Raw genomic sequence first — 18590 nt, forward strand, 5'->3', positions numbered from 1 at the left:
TTCTATTCGTCGAAACCTTATTTTAGTGAGATGAATCCATTATCGAGCTCACTATGTAACAGCTATGAAAAATGGCAGTTTTCAATCCATAAATACTGCATCCATCGCATCATTGACATCGGATTGCCGTAATTCTTTCAAATAGATTTCAGTCGTAGCAAACTTGCTATGCCCTAACGCAGCTGATATTTTGCGCTTATCAGCCACACGCTCATCAGCCAGGTTTGCGAAGCTGTGACGGGCAATGTGAGTAGATAGATTGAGCTCAAGTCCAGCCTTTTTAGCAATCCGTTTCAAAGCTTTATTGACTATTTCGGTTTTGCTTTCTATCTGTTTAAAAAGCCGCTCTTTATTTTCCTGATCCGATAGATTGGGTAAGTCGACGTATTTGGCAAGCCAGGGCAGTAGAAATGACCCCTCAACGGAATTCTGATAGTATTCAACCAGAATGCGCGCGCGTCCGGATAATCGCACCGCAATCAGGTCTGAGGTTTTCATTGAAACATACTCCAGATATAGCCCATCGGCGCGTAAATGAAGATCCGCTTTCTTCCAAAGCAGGGCATCGGAGATTCGGCTTCCATACGCATAAAATTGTAATAGGAAGGTGTTACGGGCATCAGCATCCCGACCTTCCAGCTCCAAATCTTCTAAAATCCGGATCTGTTCGGACGTCAGTTTGGGTTTACGAACGCGAACCTCTTTAAATTCAAGGAATCGCATTGGATCAGCGGTGGTCAACCGGCGCTTTCTGGCATCATTAAAAAGGGTTGTTAGAAAAGCCATTCGACGGTGCATCGTATTCGCCGATTTGGTACCGTTCTTTTTAAGCCACTCGGACCAGTTCAGTACCCACTTTTCAGTGATGTCATCCATCAGCAGGTCCTTCACTTTGTAACCAGGCTGTTCCCATTTTCCCAGATCATTGCCCAGGAAGGCTGCCAGTTTTCTTAAATGCCCGAGGTATTTCTCAGCGGTATGAATCTGTCCTTTCTGACGACACTTTTCAACATAAACCTTCCCGTGAGCGAGCAACATACTTAGCTCAGGCATATCGCCACCGCTGCCGGTTAAAATATAGGCGGGATCGATTGGTAATTTTCTCCGCTCGACATCAAGTAGTCTTTTCTCAGCATCATGCAGGGCTTCGGTAATCTTTTCGTTAAGGTCCAGATGAAAGGGGTGGTTGCGTTTGACCCGCCCAACTTCAGCATCAAAAAACCTGGGAGCTACTTTCAGAAGAACCCGACGTTTCCAGATCGTACCACCTGGCCGGGAAACAATACACTGAAGCATAACCGGTTGAGTTCCATCTTTGTGCTGTTTGCTGTGAAGGACGATTTTGAGGGAAACGTGGCTCATATTGGTTGCAAAATAGTTGCAACGAAAATACAATTATTTACCCTAAAAGAATATCATAGAATAGCTAAAAGCTGTATCAATCTGGCCAGAGTTACTATTCAAATTCTATAGCAGGTTATAATATAACAAATGCAGTTCCTCTTCCTCTGCTGGAGCCCTCGATGACGGAAGTTGTCGGGGCTTTTTTGTTTAAATGAAACGAAATTATTTATTTTGATTCCACTTCAAAAAAATAAGAAAATATTTATTTTGAATAATGATAAAATATGATTGACTGGAAAACAATAGTGTATTCAATTTTTGGCTCGGCTACTATATCTGCCGGGGTGATATACATTCTTAAGAAAGGGTTTGATAAGGCTATAGATTCTAAATTTGCACATATAGAAAATGAAAATAAATTAGAGTTAGTAGAAATAAAACGGCGCCAATCTATGATTTTTGATAAGATATTTGAAGCTGAAAAAAATCTGTTATCTGCAGTTTATGAATCAAGAAATATAATCAAAAATGACATTATAAGATTAATTGAAGTTGGAGATTTTTCTACAACTATAGATATGATAAAAAAGATTGAGAATAGTGAATCAATTGTTTCTGAAATCCTAGTAAAAGATAGAATACTATTAGATGATGAAATTTTTAAAAAATCCCATAGGTTTAAGCATATTTTATATGATTTGTATGTTGCAATTAAATTAATCACAAATGTTGATGTAACTCCCAATGAAAATTCTATTCTTGAGATCAAGACATTAGCTGTTGAGGCTGATGATATTTATGATACAATTACTAATCTTATCAAAAAACATTATGAAAGATTCAATAGAGTATAAGACGATACTTATTGTTGAAGATGAAGTTATTAACATTAAAATAGACAGATATGCTATTAGTAGATATTTTGTCGATATTAATATATTAACAGCTACTAATTTAGGAGATGCAGCAAGAGTAGTTAATCAAAATCACATTGATGCAATAATTTTAGATACTATTTTCCCCGAGGGGGAAAATAATTTAATACCATTAGAGTATAAAGTACGTCCGGGTATTTTATTCTTAAGACACATACGTAATCTTAATGAGCTCAAAAATATCCCTGTCTTGTGTACTTCCAGAGGTATTGATAAAGTATTAATCTCTGAAATTAATAGTCTTGACGCAAGTTTTATTATGAGACCTTATAATGTGACAGAATTTGTAAATATTCTAATTGAAATGTTGTATAGGTAGAGGATGTATGAATTGTCTTGCTCAATTATCCGTAGTAAGTAATTGAGATAATAACTAGCTAGATTAGATTTTTGCTACATGAGAAAGTCCTTGATCTGTGACTTCACTGGCCTTGGGTTTAGGCCGATGCTTCGAAAATTCTAATTTTATTTAATAATATCTTAATCCAATTATATGTTAATTATGGAAAATGAACTTATAAATAATCAATTGATTAATCCTGAGGATGAGATTAACTCAATTATTTTCGATGCTCTAGAAGCTATACTTGATTCGACAATGGAAGATGGCATGCTTAAAGAAATGCCAATTATAGGAATTGCTACCAAAATACTTAATGCAGGTAAACTTGTTAGAGATAGAATATTTTATAATAAAGTCGTTAAATTTTTTAAAAATATCGGTCACTATTCAGACAAAGAAAAGGCTGATTTTTTTGAACGACACAACAAGGATGAAAGTGCCAGACAACGACTTGGTGAACAAATTGTAATTTACCTTGATAAATTTGACAATCTAGAAAAACCTGTACTATTAGCAAAAGCTTATGGAGCTTATATTCAAGGCAAAATATCATTTCCTGAGTTTCTAGATTTGGGGAATTTAATTTCAATAATTAAAACACATTATCTTTCTGAAATTGCAGTGATTTTAGTCTTCGCAACTGATCTAGATTATAAGTCGCTACCAATTGGTGATACATTTAAGAGGTTCTTACCATTTTGTGAGCAAGAATGGTTATTAGAAAGAAATGATGAAATTAATGAAGATAATTATGGACATAGAATGATCACTGATAAGGCTATTCTAATACCAATTGTTAAATACAAATCGACGAAATTAGCAAGAAATTTCTCCAGTTATATAATAAACGATATTTATGAAGTAGAACGTCAAAGAATAAATGAGCACTATAAAAATGTTTATATAAACCCTAATAATCTTAGGTAGTTTCCTTAGATTTTATTCTATGTTCCCGCTCAGGTGTTGAGAATACTCCAATCCGCAGGGCTAAATCCGCGGCCCGGGTCTTCACAGACCAAAAAACTCGAGTTAAGAATCAGTCTGTGATGATGCATAGCTAACGAATAAAAATATATAACCCACAAACGGCAAAAACATCCCCGTCTGTTTTCGATATTCCCCATACTCATCCGGAAATAACTGTACCATCCGGTTTTCTTCTTTTTTGGCGCTGTACAGAAAATAACCGCCATAGAGCAGCAGCCAGATCAGCCACATGAAACCGGCGGTCACCAGACAGCTGAACATTGCCAGCAAAATACCGGTGTAGATCGGGTGGCGAATCCGCCGGTACGGCCCCGTGGTGATCAGATCCGGTTTTTCTTTCACCGACATCGGCATGCCCCAGTTCCGGCCCAGGTGCGTGCGGGCCCAGATGGCAAACGCAACCCCTGCCGCGCACATTACACACCCGATGGATTGAAAAACCGGGGTGCGCGGAAAAACCGGGTAGTCGGCCAGCGGGCGGTACGTAAAATGAATCGTCAGAAACCGAATTACCGCAATCGCCATGATCAACCGGGTCAGCGCACGGTCGTCGGGATTCGTGTCGTCGAGGGTCTTTTTGGCGGTCCGGCTGAAGAAAAACCAGACGCTGAAAAAAATAAACCAGCAGATGGAGATAATCAGGTTATACATATCCTGCGAAGGGTTGGACTTTCCTTAAAACGAATGACCTGGGCCGGTGTTCCAACGCCCGCTCGCAAAACCGGGTCTTGCTGAAAAAACCGTGATGCCCATGAAAACCGTTCTGCCCCTCGTTTGCTTTCTTCTCGTTCTGTTTGGTTGCGAAAAAGCCGAGATCGGTACCGGTACCGACTGTACGGATTACCTCACCAATCGGCTGCTGGCCGAAAATCAGATTCGGGGCGAGTGGCAACTGGCGCGAGTAAGCTCGATTGCTCCGAATCCAACGGTGCCGGATGTCCGGCTGGTCATTGATCGAAACCGGATCACGGTGTGGGAAAATGGGACCCAAACGAATCGGTTTCGCTACCTGATTGTGAAAAACCGCTCCAAAGAACTGCTCCTCTGGACGGATGCCCAACCGCAAAACACCGCCTGGCACCTTCACAACGCCCGCTTGCTGCTGTGCAAAAACCGCCTGTTTCTGGACGATGGTATAGCGCTCGATGGACCCGGGTATGATTTCCACCGCACCCGGTAATTAGCGGTTCGTCCGCTCAAAAACCAGCTGGTCGGTCAGCACGTACGTTTGGGTAGTCGACGACTTTTGATCATCGGAGTCGGTTGACGTACTGATCGTGAGCTTGTTGCCGGCGAAGGCCGAGTTGATCGTCTTCACGTATTCCACCTGATCGGCGTAATAAACCGGTTCCCGGAACCGAATTTTGGGCGAAGCGCCGTACGGCACCAGCCAGGCTTCGGTTTCGTTCCCGTTGTCGTAGGCCACCACCAGCACTTTCCCGCGGTCCGTTGCCAAAACCGTGTCGAGCACGCATACCTTCGCGTTCGGCGCATTCCGCTTGTCTTCCGAAACAAGGCTTCCCAGCTCCAGCCGCGCGAACTCGTCGGCGGAGAGGGCAGGGCGGTTTTCCAGTTGGGCCGTCACGTATTTCTCGTTCAGCGTAAGCGGTTTGAACGAAACGCCGGAGGGGGTGGAGCCAACGCCCATGTCGCACTCGATGCTGGTAATGAGCCATTTGCCGTTTTCTTTTTTCAGCGAAATGTTCCGTTCCATCGGACTATCGAACGATTTGCCAACGAGCGTGGCCATCACCCGGTCGTCGCCCACCTTCCGGAACCGGACGGGCGAAGTGGTCCAGAAGGCCGGTTCCCAGTCCTGCGCGCAGAAATACCTGTCGGCATCCAGACAGGACGGCACATCGTCGACGGCTTCCTTCAGCCACAGCTGGCTGCACTGTCGGTAGAACGCAAGTTCCGCAGCAACAAATTCGTCGCTCACAAAACCGCTCCCTTTGAAATGCGCCAGGTACCGGTCCAGTTTTGGCTGAATGAGTTTGAGGTGTTTGCCCCGGTCGTCCGTGAAATCGATGCGGTGGGTTGTGTCCTGCGAAAACGCGGTGTACCAGCGGTAAAAACCGTGCACGGCATCGGCAATGGCGGCTGAGTCGGAAGCGGTTTCGGTCGCAGCCGTGTTTGTGGACGAACGTTGCTGACAGGCACAAAAAACCGCGAGTGCGAGGAAAAAAAGATAAAGGGATTTCATGTTTTTAAGAACAGGCTGCTGACGGAATCGGCGCGAACCCGGAATCGGTGGCTGCATCGATCAGTATTGAGCCTGAGTACGTTACGGTTTGTGTTTACGAAGCTTGGAAGGACAAACTTACTGAATCCCTTTCTCAGTTGGCGCATAGCCAAACCGCTTTTTAAACGCATGGCCAAAATGGACGGGATTTTCGAAACCCCGCCCGTTACAGGGGCTCTTTTTCCGGAAAGACCGATTTCGCTACTTATAATGCCATTTCTGCCGGTGGGAGAAAACCGTTGCCTGCCCTACACACATCAGCTGCCTAACGGCAGGAAGGGAATGCGTTTGGCGGAGAAAATTTTTGCCTTCGAAATCCGGTCCGAAATCGAGCAAAACTTCGCCGATTCAACGGATTATGGCAAGAAGGTGAAGCACAACGGGCCGAACTATTCATCGACGGATGGCAGCCCGTTGGGGAAAAAGGATACCCTCGAATCAAGCCCTGATTGAGGTTGGAGATTCAATTCCAAATAACTGAAGAATATATGAAACTTTATTCGTGAAATATTGGGTGTACAAGTAATTGTTACTAGTTTTGGGGTCATATTTTATGTTTTCATCCTGTCAACCTCCTCAATTACCATGAAAATGAAGCAGTACCTGCTCGTGACGGGCCTGGTTATCACAACGATGTTCGGCTGTTCCAAATCAAAAGATTCGGTTACACCGGATAACACCACCGATTTGCTGGTTCGCAAATGGTCCATTACCGAGCTTAGTGTTAAAACCGACGCCAAAACGTACGCCATTCCTTCTGTTGAAGGCGGAACCTTTTTTGGCGATGACAATACCGTAACGTTTAACAGGGACAACACCTATTCGGTCGTCGATGGGGGTAAATCCGCAACTGGGGGCACCTGGAAGTTGTCAGGCGACAATAAAACCTTGTCGTTGACGGATGTTGATAAAGTAACGACGCCGTTTACCGTGAACACCCTGACGAGTACGACTATCGAATTGGCTACCAAAAGTGTGGACATGCTGAAAGCGAATCCAACGGAAGAGGAGCAAAGTATCTCGTTTGCGGCCCTGCTGCTCCTGTTTACGATCGATAAAGACAACGGGGGCACGGTTGACTTCTCGAAAGAACCCGACCCAAAAACCGTTCAACTGGTTTTAAAAGGCAAAGGAATGTAAAAACCGGTTTTTAGGGGGTGTCGGATTTTCGAATCCGACACTTTTTTTGTGCCTGATGGGTAAAGGAAAGGCAATCCCCACTCATTTGATTTTGAATCCGTAGGAAATCCCGAGCGACACCACGCCACTGCCCCGCGCAAAGCTGGTGCAGTAGCTGGCGTTGACATCCAGAAACCGGCCCTGCGGCAGCGGCAGCATGTAGCCCACGCCCGGTTCGACGCGCAGGCTGGTACGCATGACCTCACTGGCACCCACATCCGCGCCCACCAGCGCGTCGGCATGCAAACGGTCGGTCAGGTAGGCGCGCGGACCCACGCAAAGGGGAACGCTGATGCCCGTCGTCCGCGCATTCATCATGGCATAATTGACGTATAGCGTATTGAACCCAAAGCCCGAAATCGGATTGTAACCGTAGCCCAGGTACGAATAGGGATTCAGCGAGGAGAAGTTAATGAGAAAAACCTCAACGCCTGCCTTGGCCGTGACGGCGAAAACCGGGGTCAGCGGATACTGAAACTGTCCGACGGCCCCAACCCCGAACGTAATCGGGTTGTAGCGACCCACGCCACGTTCCAGCGTCACACCGCCGAAAACGATTTTGTCGGCAGCCTGACCGAAGGTTTTGGGCAAATGACCTCCCGTCAGGAGGCCACCGAACAGCAACGAAATCAGCAGCTTTTTCATCGATTCAGAACGAATAGGGATGCGGATACAGACTGGAACGACTTATTTTTTAGCGACAAAGCTCAGCGCCAGACTTTCTTTGGTCTGCGGATCGGTTTCAGACAAATTGAAAATGATGTTACTGCCGTCGGCATCCGCTACCAGATCACCATCCACGTACAAACCGTAGGCTTCGCTGGTTTTCCGGACTTCCACCTGGTCGATGTCGATGTTGGCATCCTGCTGACCGGTTACTTTCAGGACCAGGGAAAACGCAACGTGGTCGTCATCGGACGAGGGACTTAGTTTGACCGTGCCGGAAATGGTTTGGCCGCTTTGGGTGTACGGCATTTTCGGGAGATTGATCTCGTCCGAACCCGACGCATACCGGAAGGACGTCAGCGTATACGTTCCGGCAACTGCCTGAGCGGGGCTTTTCGGTTGAACATCGGTTTCGGCTTTTTTACAGGCTCCAAAAACCGTGAGGGCGAACAGGAAAAGAATGAGCTTTTTCATGCGATTGGCTATGTTTTGCGAGTTTGACTGAGGCAAAACTACCCGCCGGAATCGGAGCCGACAATACCGCATTTGTATGATTTTCAGATGAGGGCGGAGGGGGAAAACGCGCTCTATTTTCGCCCCAGATACTTGTTGACCGCTTCCACTCTGGAGTGGACCTGCAACTTTTCGTAGATATTAAAAATGTGTTTGCGCACCGTTGTCGGGCTCACAAACAACTCGGTTGCGACTTCCTTGTGGCTGTGGCCTTTCGCCAGACGGTCCAGAATTTCCCGTTCGCGGGTTGTCAGCACGTCGAGTTCGTTGCTGGCCGACGGGCTGACGTGGAAGGAACCCGCAATTTTCCGGGCGATGGTGCTGCTCATGGGCGCTCCGCCTTCGTGCAACTCCGTAATGGCTTCGAGGAGCTTGTGGGGTGGGCTTCGTTTCAGAATATAGGCCGTGGCGCCCGCTTTGAGGGCATCGAACACGGTTTCGTCTTCGTCATACACCGTACACATCATAAACTGCGTCTGCGGACAGCGGGGTTTCAGCTGGCGGACGCACTCAATCCCGTTCATGCCCGGCAGATCGATGTCCATCAAAACCACATCCACCGGCTCCCGGGTCAACTGGTCGAGGGCATCCTCCGCCGTTTCAAACGTTAACCGGCATACAAAACCGTCGGCTCCGTCGACCAGAATGGCCAGCGATTGCCGAATGGCTTCCTTGTCTTCCACAATGGCAACTGAAATAGAGGTTTTCATCCGGCAATATTGGGCTAATTTTTACTGGAAAACCATACTACATTTGCAGTATTTTGTCCGAAACGGATTTGGGGAATGGCGCATGAGGTTCGACGTGTTCTCCGGCTGGTTTGGCCACTGAAATGTACGGATTCGCTGCCGGATGGCAAAACCGGTTGGACCGACGGAATAGCCGGAAGGGCCCAACAAAACGACCCGACAGTGGCCAAAACGGACAACCAGCGGGTCGCTTGCAGGGGTGTTTAAACTTACTCTTCCCGAATCACCTGTTTGACCTGTTCGGCCAGTTCCGGAGTAACGGTTACGCCGTGAACCGCCGAAGCGTGTTCGGCCACTTGTTGGAGTACTTCCGTTTCGGTAGTGGCTTTGACGACGCCTTCGCAGTCGAAGCCCAGATCGCGGCAATGGACGGTTTTCATGATCGTGCGGTTTTGAGTGGTTAATAGGTGAGAATGCGGTCACTTTCGGCCGCCAGTTTGACCAGGACGGTGGGCAGCGCGAATTCTGCGGGTTTATCTTTTAAATCGGCCTCGGTCATTCCCCGGGCCTTCGAAGAGTTGCCGGACAGATAAAACCGCCCGTTTCCTTTGACAATTGCGTCGTAGTGTTCACGAAGTTTTCCGGTTCCCAAACCGCTTAGTTCGTTAAGCGTCTGGTCCTGCAACAGCCTGACGCCGTCGCCCGCCAGAAACAACGAAACCGTATGCCCTTCTTCCAGGGCGGTTTTGGCCACCAGAAAAGCCAGTGCGGCCCGGGTCGCATCCTGGCTTTGCGTGACATGAATGAGAAATTTTAGTTTTGGTGAATTCATGGGTCGGGAAGGCGATTGCGCGTAAAGTGTAGTAGTGGATAATAGCCAGACAATCAATAGAATAGCGTATGTTTTCATCCTGCTTTGCAAATTGGTCAGGACAAAAATAGGGCAGGACACCGCCCGAAAACGGTATCAAAAGTTACACAACTCAAAATTTATTTTAGCTGGATATAGCCCCGGAACAGTTTGACCTTCCCCTGTTGCTCGAAGCTTTTCAGGATGCGGGAAATCACGACCCGGGTGGTGCCGAGTTCGTAGGCCAGATTCTGGTGAGAAATGACGATTTTGGAGGAATGGTCTTTTTGGGACCGGTTTTTCAGGTACGTTAATATCCGTTTGTCGATGGGGTCGAAGGCAACGCTCTCGAACGAGTCCAGTAATTCATCGTACCGGCTGCGAAACGTCTGAATCAGAAACGCATTCCAGGACGAGTATTTCAACTGCCAGTCGTTGACGAGCCGGGTTGGAAATACAAAAATCTCCGACGGTTTTGTCGCCACGCCGTAGGAGGTGCTGGTCTGGCTGAAATACGCGGCCGAAAGCGACATCATGCACGTCTGACCCTCCCGAACGTAATAAAGCAAAATTTCCCGGTCTTCCTTTTGTTGAAAAACCCGAATTTCACCCTTAATGACAATGGGCAAAAAGTCCAGAAACTGACCTTCGCGAACAATCGTATCGTCTTTGTCGACGGTAATAAATTTCCCGTGGGTAAGCATCTCCTGACGCAAACCTGATTCGGTAAAAGCGCCGGGGAGTTTGGCCAGTAAATCGATTGTATCCATTGAAACGGGCGGCTGCGAACAGAGAAAGGATTGCCAAAAAACGGTACTGGAATGCCCCGTGATTTTCTTCGGAACAAACAACCGTATTCTCAAAGATAGAAAGTACCAGGCAGATTTTTTACGTATCGGTATGATTATCTGAGCGATAATCCTGCCGCACGCAACCGGTTTTTGGGTGCAGGTGTCATTTCCGGGACAAAACCGTACGACGGAATCAATTCCCTTTCGGATTTTGAAGCAATTCCTTCGATATACCGACGTAATACAGATCAAAACCACCCGCTCCGCCGGGCCGGTTGGAAGAAAACAGCAACAGATCGTTCTCAAACTGTTCAGCTCTCATGGCAACGGGACGGTATTCATCGGAGGAGGTATTGATCGTCGGACCAAAATTGATCGGCGCCGACCAGGTTCCGTTTTCCCAGCGGGAATAGTACAGGTCAAAACCACCAAAACCACCCGGTCGGTTGGAAGTAAAGACCAACAGCGGGCCGTTGATGTAGGGGCATTTATCGTCGGCCGGGCTATTTAACACCGCAATGGGTTCGGGTCTGGCCGCAGCTTCGGGCCTGGACTGCAGGCTGGCAACCAGATTTTCCGGAGAAACCGGTACCGCGAACAAGTCAAATGACCCACTGCGGTCGGAGGTGAATAAAAGCTGATCGCCCGATTCGGTCAGCGTCGGGTAGGCATCCTGCTGAGCTGAATTAATTAGATTGACCTTAAACGGTCCGTCGCCTTCATAGGCGTGGGAAGCCGTGTGGTAGGGCGTATAGAAGACACCGTAAACATCCAGATTTCCCGTCGAATCGCTGGCGTACATGAACAGCTCACGCTCCGGATTTTTATACGTCCGGACAAAGGGCCCCAGTTCGTTGCCGCCCGTATTGATGCGCCGGAACAGGTGAAAATCAAAGTTGCCGATGTAGGTTTTGGGAGGCATATAGCCGTAGGTTTCGGGACCACCCGATAGGCGATCCGCCCGGCGGTACCACTTGCCACTGGTCTGGTCGAAGCTGATCGTAACCCGATAATCCATGATGTCGAAGCTCTGTTTGACGTCTGGCCGGAACGTATTGCTGCGATCCGACGAAAAGTAAAAATTCATGCCCGCACCCAAGGTGGGCGGTCCCGCCGAATTGTAATCGTTCCAGTAGGTGTTCAGTTCGGAAAAATTGGTTGGCTCGGTTGGTAAACTGGCGGTTTTGAAATTGATGGTGCGTTCGGTGTAAATGAATGGACACCCCATCAGGAGGCAGCTAAGCAGCAGGATCGGAACCAGAGACATTTTCATAGTCAGACGGAAAGCGGGAAGGGTTGACGATTTACCTGACGGACCCCTAAATTACGAAAAGAGTTGGTCTCGGATTGATAAATAGAGGAGCGCCAATGGAAGACGGTTTTCAGAAGGTATACGCAACCGCCAGTCCGCGCTGACCGCGCAGGGAAAATTGAGGCTGAAACGACAACCGGTCGGTTTTTCGGCTGAGTTTATGCAATTGCGGAACCCCGATTCCGACGGCGGCACCTACCAGAAAACCGGTCATGACATCGGTCCGGAAATGTTTGCCGGCTTCCATCCGATTAACGCCAACCAGAATCGGCGGCACCGCAGCTGCCGAAAAAATGGCGATTCGTTTCCAACCCCTGATGTGGTAAAAATCCGTCAGCACTTTGGCCCCAAAAAACATCGCCGTGGTGCTGAACGATACGTGTCCGCTGTAGAACGAATTGCTTTTGGCATTTCCGGTTTTGTCGTCAATCAGAAGCCCGGGATTGTAGGTGAGCGGTCGGGCCCGCCGGACAGAAAAAGCGGTAGCGAAATACAGCAGGTTGTTTACGGCGTGGGCGGTGGTGTATAACGTTACGACATCCAGCCCATTTTGACGAACTCGCTTGCTGAGAATCAGCAGGATTGGGGAGGCAATCGAGATATTCAAAAACCGGTCGGATCGTTTTTGAGCCGCGTCGAACCGGTTGGGGTCCATAAACGCAACCGGACGATCGAATGCGTTGATGTGTGCGGGGTTCAGTTGAGACACTTCGTCGGCGTTGAGTTTCGCATACCGATCCAGTTGCCGATACCCAAAAAAGGACGTGCCCAGCACCACCAGCGACGCGGGCAGTTCGTAGGATCGATGCACCCGGTAAGGGGAACGGACTGTACTGTCGGATTGGCCGAAGGAAATCGAGGTATGGAGAAGCAAAATCAGCAGCGATAGGTATCCGTTCATGGGTCGGTCTCTGGAAAACAGGACAACAAGTATATCACTTTTTGCGACATACAACGGTATACCTATTTCTAAAAACCGGTATTAAAACCTAAGTCGCCCGTTTCAGATACATTATAACGCGTAATAATCGTAAGGCGGTATCTTTTCGGGGATCGTCTCAAAACCGGTCATGGTTTTCAGGTTGATCTCGATGTTGCGGGCGATGGTTGTCACCGGTGTATCGGTCGGTGTATTTTCAAACGGATTCTGTAATTGAATACCACTCTTTTCGAGCAGCAGAAACGCACAGGAAATCAGGGTGACCAGCGGTACGTCGAGGTAAAAAAGATCGGCTTCGAAGCAAAAGGGCAGGATAGCGGCAAAAAGATAAATAAATACCCGCAGGTTGAAGGTCGTCGTTCGGGGGAAAGGGGTGTTTTTGATCCGTTCGCAGCGTCCCATTGAGTCGGTCAGGTTATTGAGGGAAGTGCTAAGGTGAAGCATCTGAAAATCAGAAATTTGTCCTTCCCGAAACAACTGACTGATGGCCAAACCGTGGTCGGCCAAAAGAGCGTTGGGAATGTTGTCGGCCAGCAGAATTCGGTCGACGGCGGCCTGCGGCAGAAACTCCAGCAACCGGCTCCGGATTTCGTGCCCCCGCAGGGAGTCGCCCAGCACAAAGCACCAGGCACACTGGCGCAACACGAAGGAATGGATCAGCGTCTGCTGGTTGGGCAGGAACATCTGCAGTTGCCGGATAAAGCTGCGGCTATCGTTGACGATGGCCCCCCAAATAATCCGGGCTTCCCACCAGCGATCGTAAGCCTGATTCATCCGAAAACCCAGCAGCAGCGAAATACAGGTGCCTAACAAAGCCGGGATGGCGATCGGGATGGTCAGGTACCAGAGTTGAAAAAAAAACTTGGTCAGCACAACCACATTGGCAAACAGGAAAACCAGCAGGGCTTCCCGACGAATTCGCCGAATTAAAAACGTAAACGGTATCGGTTTTTCAAGCAGCATACGGTTTTTGTCCAGTTACAACCAAAAACAAAGCCAGACGACCGAAGTCACCTGGCTTTTTACTACCGCATACGAAACGGTTATTTTTCAATCAGGTACTTTTTACAGTATCTCCGTTTAGCAGCGGTCAATGCAAGTAAAACGAAGCCTGCGGGCAATTGTTTAAAAAGTTAGTCCGACTCAAGAAAAAACAGGATGGCTAAGTGATTAACTAGTTTAAAATCAATGCATTATACTCTCATTTTTTTGCTTTTACCCAATTGTTTACGATTGATATTTTTTTGACGTTTACGGATGCACGTTTCTTCTCTTTTCAGCGGAAAGGCGGTTTTTAAAGACCTGGGCGGGCCGTAAAATTGAATTTTATTATTTTTTCATACAACATTCCAACGATTTTTCGATCATCTGTGTCTATGTAGGTAAATCATTTTATCTATCCTACCATGCAAACCATTTTACGATATTTAGCCATTGTCACCCTGATTGCCGTCATCGACTCCTGCGCCGTAAGGGATCATTTGGTCCCCGAAACCAACTCCTGCCAAACTACTGAATTTATGGGCCTGCTGGATTACTACCTGATTCCGCCCGGCGAAACCGTGCAAATTGGCCAAACCGTCACCAGCCATCAGTTCGCTACCATTCCGGTCATTGACATCCTTAAGGTCGGTGATCTTTCTTTTGCGGTCGGATACCCGAATTATTTCATCACGTATGAATACGATTCGGAAGGCCGGGTGAAGAAAAAAGCCTATGGAGGCCCCCTGTACAGCAAAGAACGTTCTACGTCGGAGTATACCTACGAACCGGGTAAGGTGACGGAAACCTACACGGTTTACAATTTTAGGCCCGAACCTTACGTAGAAACCCGGATTCATATGCTGAATAGTGACGGGGTGGAAGAAAAAGATAATCTGACATTTGTGAATGGATTTATCACGGAAGAACGGTATTCCGGGTATACCATACGAAATACGGTACAGAATGGAAATATTGTAAAGAAAGAGTATACCTCGACCGATCCGCAGGGGCAGGTCGGATTAGCGACGTATGAGTTTGATCTTTCCAAACCGAATCCCATTCCCGCCTTTTTCCCGATATTTGCCGCTCCTTCGCCTTTTAAGCTCAATCAAAACATGTTGACCCGGGTGATTGACGACTCCGATACAAGGGATAATGTCGATCCGTATATTATTGAATACCAGTATATTAAAACAGATTTGGGTGTCTATGAAGTACAAATAGTGCACAAACCCAATGACGATCGGATTACTTACAATATCAACGGATACAAGCAGTCCTGTCAATAATCAGATGAGTATAAAACGCAAAGAAGCGCCTTCTGACGGGGCGCTTCTTTGCGTTTAAATGAATTGGAGTAGCGTACATCTATTCTTCCCGAAGCATCGCAATTCCTTTCATGAGCGACGTATAGGCCAGATAGGTAAACAGGATAACACTTCCAATTTTGGCCACGACCGCCATCGTACCGTACTGATCGATCATCCGTGCGGCTTCCTCGTTGGCGTAAACCTGGACCGACATGTAAACGAAAGTGAAAGAGAGCAGGATCAAACCAATGCCAGCGGCTTTTTTCATGACGAATCCGAACAGTTAGAACTCTAAGATAGGATTTAATAGGAACTTACAAGTGGTTTTTATCCGGTTTTGCTTGGAAGTTTGCCCATCTTTTGTGTAACTAGCCCCATGAGAACGAGTGTAAAATCGATCCCCTGAAGGGCTGTTCCGCTTGCTCTACTGGTTTTTAACGAAACGACAGATACTGTCAGAGTTGTGCTTCGTATTGAACTAAACCGTTTGCTCAACGTTTACCATTATTCAATACGAACAGGATGAACATGTTCGGTAATTATTAGTTATATATATAATATACAATGAATTGCATATAAAATATAGGGTAAATTTTGTTGGTTAATTAAGTGAGGAATCAGTGAATAGCTATTTTCAACCTGGGTTATGTATCCCCAATTATCGGTAATATGTGGCTTTATTTCAACGTTCGGTACCCGCACGGAAAACGGCGTTCGTTTCATCTTTATTCTGAAGAGATCGAGCAGTTAATGGAAGCAGTTAATTACGTTGTATCTTCCGGCAGTCGACTGCTTTCGGTTTACCTGATCGATGAAGAAGGCCGACGAACGGACCTTCCGGTAATCGCGTTTGATGGCGCGCCCATGCAGGATTGGATGCGCAAACTGGAAACCGAATACGATCTGGTCCTGACATCACCGCTGGTATGATGTGCCGGATGATCAAATCGCTTCAAAGGGTTACTTCTGGTTGGCCGCTATCATTTTCAGGTATTCCGCCATCAATACGATGCGGTTTCAGGAAACGGATGAGTGAATGAGGGGTTACCCATTGAAAAAATTGGGGAAGAGTGACCCGTGGGCAGCACCAGCGAACGAGCTGGCAAGGGAATTTGTTCAGAAGGAATAAACCAATCTTGGCTATGAAATCCTTCAAAAATGCAGTGTTAGGGTTACTATTTCTGATCGGCTGTACACCGGCGCAGACGCAGGATACAACGCCCGCCAAACTACCGGCCTTAAAACCGGGGGAGGCCGTTGCCACATTTGCCGGCGGTTGCTTCTGGGCGCAGGAAGAAGGGTTCGATCAACTGAAGGGTGTTCGGGAGGTGATCTCGGGCTATGCCGGGGGCTCGGTAAAAAATCCGACGTATACACAGGTGGGAACGGATGAAACCGGTCATGCCGAATCGGTGCAGGTTTATTACGATCCCGGGGTCATCAGTTACAAAGACTTACTCGATGCGTTTTTCGCGGGTCACGATCCGACGACGCTTAACCGGCAGGGGCCTGATGTGGGACGTGATTATCGTTCAGTCGCTTTTTACCGCACACCGGCCGAAAAACAGGCGATTGAGGCTGCCATTCAGCGAACGAATGATTCCAAACACTACAGAAATCCGGTGGTAACGGAAGTGTTGCCGCTGAAGGAATTCTACCCGGCGGAAAATTTTCACCAGAATTATTTCAAACTCCATCCCAATCAGCCGTACATCCGCAACGTGTCGCTACCCAAGGTTGAAAAGCTGCGGAAGGCGATGAAGGGGAAGCTGAAAAACGAAGCCAATTCCTGACCGGGTTTACCGTCTTCAGTGGCTGACGAGTTCTTGTTGAAGCTTGCGTCGGCCACTGAAGACGGTAAACGGAATACGGTCATTTATCCTTCTCAATTTCTATCGTCAGATCGTCGATGTCTCCCTCATAAGCGAGGGAATTGGAGCGGTTTTCTGCCGTGTTAATGGAGGTGTGCGTATCGGTGTACAACATCGTGTCGAGGGCTTCGTCACCACCTTTGTTGTAGGCATCCTCCGGACCTAAGCCCAGGTCGGTGTACATGGGCGCCGTGTCGGCTTCGGAAAGAGGTGGAATTTCGTCCTCATCTTCTACAGCCCGAGGTCGCAGGTTTTGGGCGGCTTGCGGAGATTGGGTGTCACCATCTCCTTTGTTCGGTTTTTCCATACGAGATCATTTCTGATGATGGAAGTATAACAACCGAATCGCTCTATTGTTGGAAAACGCCGGACAACGGATGTTTTTACAAGTACCTCAGAATGTTTTTTCCGGAAAAAGCATTGGCCAACTGGCTGAGGTAGAGTCCTTTCCGTCGTGGTTTGTCAATAGCCTGCACCCGAGCCCGCATTTTCAGGAAAACACCCATGGTCATGTAAAGGAAAAACATCCCAATCAGAATGAACAGTGAAACGGTGTTGGAAATGTCGCGGTGGAAAAGAAAAAACAAAATCGTATTCAACAGCGAAATGGAGCACAGGACGGCCGTAGCGGCTGCGTGCGACAGACCGTTATCGACAATAATGTGGTGCATGTGGTTCCGGTCGGCGGAAAAGGGCGAACGCCCGGCCATGATCCGAACCAGAAAAACCCGCAGGGTATCAAAAATCGGAACAATCAGAATCACAATGGCGATGATTGGCGCGTTGAAAAACGAGGTGGGATCGAACCGGAAGGAATTGTTCAGGTTGATAAACCGTACGGCAAAAAACGACAGCAGAAAGCCCAGAATGAGCGAACCGGTATTACCCATGAAAATCTTGCTGGTGTGCGAAAAATTAAACCGCAGAAAACCAACCAATGCGCCGGACAACGTAAAGGCAAGACAGGCCATGGCAAAGTGGTTCGTGAGCAGAAACCAGCCGCCGAACGTCAGACTCGCGAGGGTCGAAATGGCCCCGGCCAACCCGTCAATGCCGTCGATTAGGTTGATGGCGTTGATAATGGTAATAAAGATCAGGCAGGTAATCAGGATTGAAAACACATCATTGATGTGGTACATTCCAAAAATACCGTATAAATAGTCGATGCGCAGTTTTCCGAAGAAAATCAGAATTAACGACGGTAGGACCTGGAAGAAGATTTTCTTGTTCGGGTCGATGCCCACCATATCGTCTTTGATTCCGATAAAGAACAAAATCGACATGCCGACAATGGAAAGGTTCGTCCGGTAAATGTCGGTCTGGTCGATGGCTGGCCAGAGAAAATAACTGATCAAAATAGCAGCAAAAATAGCAATACCGCCAAAGGTTGGCGTAGCGGTTTTATGGGAACTCCGCACACCGGGCTTCTCCATGAGAAACTTCAGCTCCGAAATTTTAATAACGACCGGAATGGAAACAACAGCGACAAAACAGGCGACCAGAAAGGAAAGAAGACATTGATAAAGCCCCAACTGGAACAGATCGTCCGTCAATTTATTTTGGATATAAGAAAGAAGCAATTCCAGATTCATAATGGCAGGTGTGATGATACGTTAGCTATAAAATCACATAGA

Annotated in this window: 24 protein-coding genes; 9 read left to right on the top strand and 15 right to left on the bottom strand. The window is 47.5% G+C overall.

Annotated features, from left to right (window positions below):
- Positions 1-81: 81 nt before the first annotated feature.
- The gene (locus tag EHT25_RS00465) at positions 82-1362 is read right to left on the bottom strand and encodes a site-specific integrase (RefSeq protein WP_124869008.1); all 1281 of its coding nucleotides are present in this window, start codon (positions 1360-1362) and stop codon (positions 82-84) included.
- A 266-nt stretch (positions 1363-1628) separates the two neighbouring features.
- Here EHT25_RS00465 and EHT25_RS00470 point away from each other — a divergent pair, with 266 nt between their 5' ends.
- The 3 genes from EHT25_RS00470 (at position 1629) to EHT25_RS00480 (ending at position 3549) form a co-directional block, all read left to right on the top strand.
- Positions 1629-2198: a hypothetical protein gene (locus EHT25_RS00470; protein ID WP_124869012.1), complete on the top strand. Its 570-nt coding sequence runs from the start codon at positions 1629-1631 to the stop codon at positions 2196-2198.
- On the top strand, positions 2176-2598 hold the full coding sequence (locus tag EHT25_RS00475) for a response regulator (RefSeq protein WP_185731242.1): 423 nt from the start codon (positions 2176-2178) through the stop codon (positions 2596-2598). Before EHT25_RS00470 ends, EHT25_RS00475 begins: the two co-directional genes overlap by 23 nt.
- Before the next feature lie 183 nt (positions 2599-2781).
- Positions 2782-3549, top strand: a complete 768-nt coding sequence (locus EHT25_RS00480) for a hypothetical protein (RefSeq protein ID WP_124869018.1) — start codon at positions 2782-2784, stop codon at positions 3547-3549.
- A gap of 102 nt (positions 3550-3651) precedes the next feature.
- Here EHT25_RS00480 and EHT25_RS00485 read toward each other — a convergent pair whose 3' ends face one another.
- A complete protein-coding gene (locus EHT25_RS00485; protein WP_124869021.1) occupies positions 3652-4260 on the bottom strand; it encodes a methyltransferase family protein in 609 nt (202 codons plus the stop codon).
- 100 nt (positions 4261-4360) lie between these two features.
- On the opposite strand from EHT25_RS00485, the gene EHT25_RS00490 reads away from it, so the two are divergent.
- Positions 4361-4789 carry a hypothetical protein gene (locus tag EHT25_RS00490; RefSeq protein ID WP_124869024.1) on the top strand — a complete coding sequence of 143 codons (429 nt, stop codon included), beginning with the start codon at positions 4361-4363 and terminating at the stop codon, positions 4787-4789.
- Here the strand turns inward: EHT25_RS00490 and EHT25_RS00495 are convergent, their stop codons facing one another.
- Entirely contained in the window at positions 4790-5812 is a 1023-nt protein-coding gene (locus EHT25_RS00495) for a DUF3828 domain-containing protein (protein ID WP_185731243.1), read from the bottom strand. It abuts the gene before it with no gap.
- Between the two features lie 168 nt (positions 5813-5980).
- On the opposite strand from EHT25_RS00495, the gene EHT25_RS00500 reads away from it, so the two are divergent.
- Positions 5981-6304: a hypothetical protein gene (locus tag EHT25_RS00500; protein WP_124869029.1), complete on the top strand. Its 324-nt coding sequence runs from the start codon at positions 5981-5983 to the stop codon at positions 6302-6304.
- A 132-nt stretch (positions 6305-6436) separates the two neighbouring features.
- Positions 6437-6991, top strand: a complete 555-nt coding sequence (locus tag EHT25_RS00505; protein ID WP_124869031.1) for a lipocalin family protein — start codon at positions 6437-6439, stop codon at positions 6989-6991.
- 81 nt (positions 6992-7072) lie between these two features.
- Here EHT25_RS00505 and EHT25_RS00510 read toward each other — a convergent pair whose 3' ends face one another.
- The 9 genes from EHT25_RS00510 to EHT25_RS00550 all read right to left on the bottom strand — a co-directional run bounded on the left by EHT25_RS00510 (position 7073) and on the right by EHT25_RS00550 (position 13754).
- Entirely contained in the window at positions 7073-7675 is a 603-nt protein-coding gene (locus tag EHT25_RS00510) for a hypothetical protein (protein ID WP_124869034.1), read from the bottom strand.
- Positions 7676-7717: 42 nt separating this feature from the next.
- Complete coding sequence (locus EHT25_RS00515) at positions 7718-8170, bottom strand: hypothetical protein (RefSeq protein ID WP_124869037.1); 453 nt, start codon at positions 8168-8170, stop codon at positions 7718-7720.
- A 113-nt stretch (positions 8171-8283) separates the two neighbouring features.
- Entirely contained in the window at positions 8284-8919 is a 636-nt protein-coding gene (locus EHT25_RS00520; protein ID WP_124869039.1) for a response regulator transcription factor, read from the bottom strand.
- A gap of 248 nt (positions 8920-9167) precedes the next feature.
- On the bottom strand, positions 9168-9338 hold the full coding sequence (locus tag EHT25_RS00525; protein WP_124869041.1) for a DUF1059 domain-containing protein: 171 nt from the start codon (positions 9336-9338) through the stop codon (positions 9168-9170).
- A 20-nt stretch (positions 9339-9358) separates the two neighbouring features.
- A complete protein-coding gene (locus EHT25_RS00530; protein WP_124869044.1) occupies positions 9359-9808 on the bottom strand; it encodes a DsrE family protein in 450 nt (149 codons plus the stop codon).
- A gap of 80 nt (positions 9809-9888) precedes the next feature.
- Positions 9889-10518 carry a Crp/Fnr family transcriptional regulator gene (locus EHT25_RS00535; RefSeq protein ID WP_124869047.1) on the bottom strand — a complete coding sequence of 210 codons (630 nt, stop codon included), beginning with the start codon at positions 10516-10518 and terminating at the stop codon, positions 9889-9891.
- Positions 10519-10732: 214 nt separating this feature from the next.
- Entirely contained in the window at positions 10733-11812 is a 1080-nt protein-coding gene (locus tag EHT25_RS00540; protein ID WP_124869050.1) for a TolB family protein, read from the bottom strand.
- A gap of 109 nt (positions 11813-11921) precedes the next feature.
- Complete coding sequence (locus EHT25_RS00545; protein ID WP_124869053.1) at positions 11922-12752, bottom strand: phosphatase PAP2 family protein; 831 nt, start codon at positions 12750-12752, stop codon at positions 11922-11924.
- A 111-nt stretch (positions 12753-12863) separates the two neighbouring features.
- Positions 12864-13754: a bestrophin family protein gene (locus tag EHT25_RS00550; RefSeq protein ID WP_124869056.1), complete on the bottom strand. Its 891-nt coding sequence runs from the start codon at positions 13752-13754 to the stop codon at positions 12864-12866.
- Positions 13755-14197: 443 nt separating this feature from the next.
- Here EHT25_RS00550 and EHT25_RS00555 point away from each other — a divergent pair, with 443 nt between their 5' ends.
- Positions 14198-15064: a hypothetical protein gene (locus EHT25_RS00555; RefSeq protein WP_124869059.1), complete on the top strand. Its 867-nt coding sequence runs from the start codon at positions 14198-14200 to the stop codon at positions 15062-15064.
- Between the two features lie 79 nt (positions 15065-15143).
- On the opposite strand, the gene EHT25_RS00560 is transcribed toward EHT25_RS00555, so the two are convergent.
- Positions 15144-15353 carry a hypothetical protein gene (locus EHT25_RS00560; RefSeq protein WP_124869063.1) on the bottom strand — a complete coding sequence of 70 codons (210 nt, stop codon included), beginning with the start codon at positions 15351-15353 and terminating at the stop codon, positions 15144-15146.
- A gap of 401 nt (positions 15354-15754) precedes the next feature.
- On the opposite strand from EHT25_RS00560, the gene EHT25_RS00565 reads away from it, so the two are divergent.
- On the top strand, positions 15755-16015 hold the full coding sequence (locus EHT25_RS00565) for a hypothetical protein (protein ID WP_124869066.1): 261 nt from the start codon (positions 15755-15757) through the stop codon (positions 16013-16015).
- Positions 16016-16227: 212 nt separating this feature from the next.
- Positions 16228-16878: a peptide-methionine (S)-S-oxide reductase MsrA gene (msrA, locus tag EHT25_RS00570; RefSeq protein ID WP_124869069.1), complete on the top strand. Its 651-nt coding sequence runs from the start codon at positions 16228-16230 to the stop codon at positions 16876-16878.
- Positions 16879-16957: 79 nt separating this feature from the next.
- Here the strand turns inward: msrA and EHT25_RS00575 are convergent, their stop codons facing one another.
- Together EHT25_RS00575 and EHT25_RS00580 are read right to left on the bottom strand one after the other, a co-directional pair.
- The gene (locus EHT25_RS00575) at positions 16958-17263 is read right to left on the bottom strand and encodes a hypothetical protein (RefSeq protein WP_124869072.1); all 306 of its coding nucleotides are present in this window, start codon (positions 17261-17263) and stop codon (positions 16958-16960) included.
- 76 nt (positions 17264-17339) lie between these two features.
- A complete protein-coding gene (locus tag EHT25_RS00580) occupies positions 17340-18548 on the bottom strand; it encodes a glycosyltransferase family 4 protein (RefSeq protein ID WP_124869075.1) in 1209 nt (402 codons plus the stop codon).
- Positions 18549-18590 lie beyond the last annotated feature (42 nt).

The organism is Larkinella rosea (genome assembly GCF_003858635.1).
Lineage (GTDB): Bacteria > Bacteroidota > Bacteroidia > Cytophagales > Spirosomataceae > Larkinella > Larkinella rosea.

What these genes read in the sequence shown, in the direction of transcription:
- msrA (WP_124869069.1), top strand. Translation starts at nt 16,228, where the DNA reads ATGAAATCCTTCAAAAATGCAGTGTTAGGGTTACTATTTCTGATCGGC.
- EHT25_RS00495 (WP_185731243.1), bottom strand. Translation starts at nt 5,812, where the DNA reads ATGAAATCCCTTTATCTTTTTTTCCTCGCACTCGCGGTTTTTTGTGCC.
- EHT25_RS00485 (WP_124869021.1), bottom strand. Translation starts at nt 4,260, where the DNA reads ATGTATAACCTGATTATCTCCATCTGCTGGTTTATTTTTTTCAGCGTC.
- EHT25_RS00500 (WP_124869029.1), top strand. Translation starts at nt 5,981, where the DNA reads ATGGCCAAAATGGACGGGATTTTCGAAACCCCGCCCGTTACAGGGGCT.
- EHT25_RS00525 (WP_124869041.1), bottom strand. Translation starts at nt 9,338, where the DNA reads ATGAAAACCGTCCATTGCCGCGATCTGGGCTTCGACTGCGAAGGCGTC.
- EHT25_RS00575 (WP_124869072.1), bottom strand. Translation starts at nt 17,263, where the DNA reads ATGGAAAAACCGAACAAAGGAGATGGTGACACCCAATCTCCGCAAGCC.
- EHT25_RS00480 (WP_124869018.1), top strand. Translation starts at nt 2,782, where the DNA reads ATGGAAAATGAACTTATAAATAATCAATTGATTAATCCTGAGGATGAG.
- EHT25_RS00535 (WP_124869047.1), bottom strand. Translation starts at nt 10,518, where the DNA reads ATGGATACAATCGATTTACTGGCCAAACTCCCCGGCGCTTTTACCGAA.
- EHT25_RS00470 (WP_124869012.1), top strand. Translation starts at nt 1,629, where the DNA reads ATGATTGACTGGAAAACAATAGTGTATTCAATTTTTGGCTCGGCTACT.
- EHT25_RS00560 (WP_124869063.1), bottom strand. Translation starts at nt 15,353, where the DNA reads ATGAAAAAAGCCGCTGGCATTGGTTTGATCCTGCTCTCTTTCACTTTC.
- EHT25_RS00510 (WP_124869034.1), bottom strand. Translation starts at nt 7,675, where the DNA reads ATGAAAAAGCTGCTGATTTCGTTGCTGTTCGGTGGCCTCCTGACGGGA.
- EHT25_RS00490 (WP_124869024.1), top strand. Translation starts at nt 4,361, where the DNA reads ATGAAAACCGTTCTGCCCCTCGTTTGCTTTCTTCTCGTTCTGTTTGGT.
- EHT25_RS00545 (WP_124869053.1), bottom strand. Translation starts at nt 12,752, where the DNA reads ATGAACGGATACCTATCGCTGCTGATTTTGCTTCTCCATACCTCGATT.
- EHT25_RS00550 (WP_124869056.1), bottom strand. Translation starts at nt 13,754, where the DNA reads ATGCTGCTTGAAAAACCGATACCGTTTACGTTTTTAATTCGGCGAATT.
- EHT25_RS00520 (WP_124869039.1), bottom strand. Translation starts at nt 8,919, where the DNA reads ATGAAAACCTCTATTTCAGTTGCCATTGTGGAAGACAAGGAAGCCATT.
- EHT25_RS00505 (WP_124869031.1), top strand. Translation starts at nt 6,437, where the DNA reads ATGAAAATGAAGCAGTACCTGCTCGTGACGGGCCTGGTTATCACAACG.
- EHT25_RS00565 (WP_124869066.1), top strand. Translation starts at nt 15,755, where the DNA reads ATGTGGCTTTATTTCAACGTTCGGTACCCGCACGGAAAACGGCGTTCG.
- EHT25_RS00530 (WP_124869044.1), bottom strand. Translation starts at nt 9,808, where the DNA reads ATGAAAACATACGCTATTCTATTGATTGTCTGGCTATTATCCACTACT.
- EHT25_RS00580 (WP_124869075.1), bottom strand. Translation starts at nt 18,548, where the DNA reads ATGAATCTGGAATTGCTTCTTTCTTATATCCAAAATAAATTGACGGAC.
- EHT25_RS00540 (WP_124869050.1), bottom strand. Translation starts at nt 11,812, where the DNA reads ATGAAAATGTCTCTGGTTCCGATCCTGCTGCTTAGCTGCCTCCTGATG.
- EHT25_RS00465 (WP_124869008.1), bottom strand. Translation starts at nt 1,362, where the DNA reads ATGAGCCACGTTTCCCTCAAAATCGTCCTTCACAGCAAACAGCACAAA.
- EHT25_RS00475 (WP_185731242.1), top strand. Translation starts at nt 2,176, where the DNA reads ATGAAAGATTCAATAGAGTATAAGACGATACTTATTGTTGAAGATGAA.
- EHT25_RS00555 (WP_124869059.1), top strand. Translation starts at nt 14,198, where the DNA reads ATGCAAACCATTTTACGATATTTAGCCATTGTCACCCTGATTGCCGTC.
- EHT25_RS00515 (WP_124869037.1), bottom strand. Translation starts at nt 8,170, where the DNA reads ATGAAAAAGCTCATTCTTTTCCTGTTCGCCCTCACGGTTTTTGGAGCC.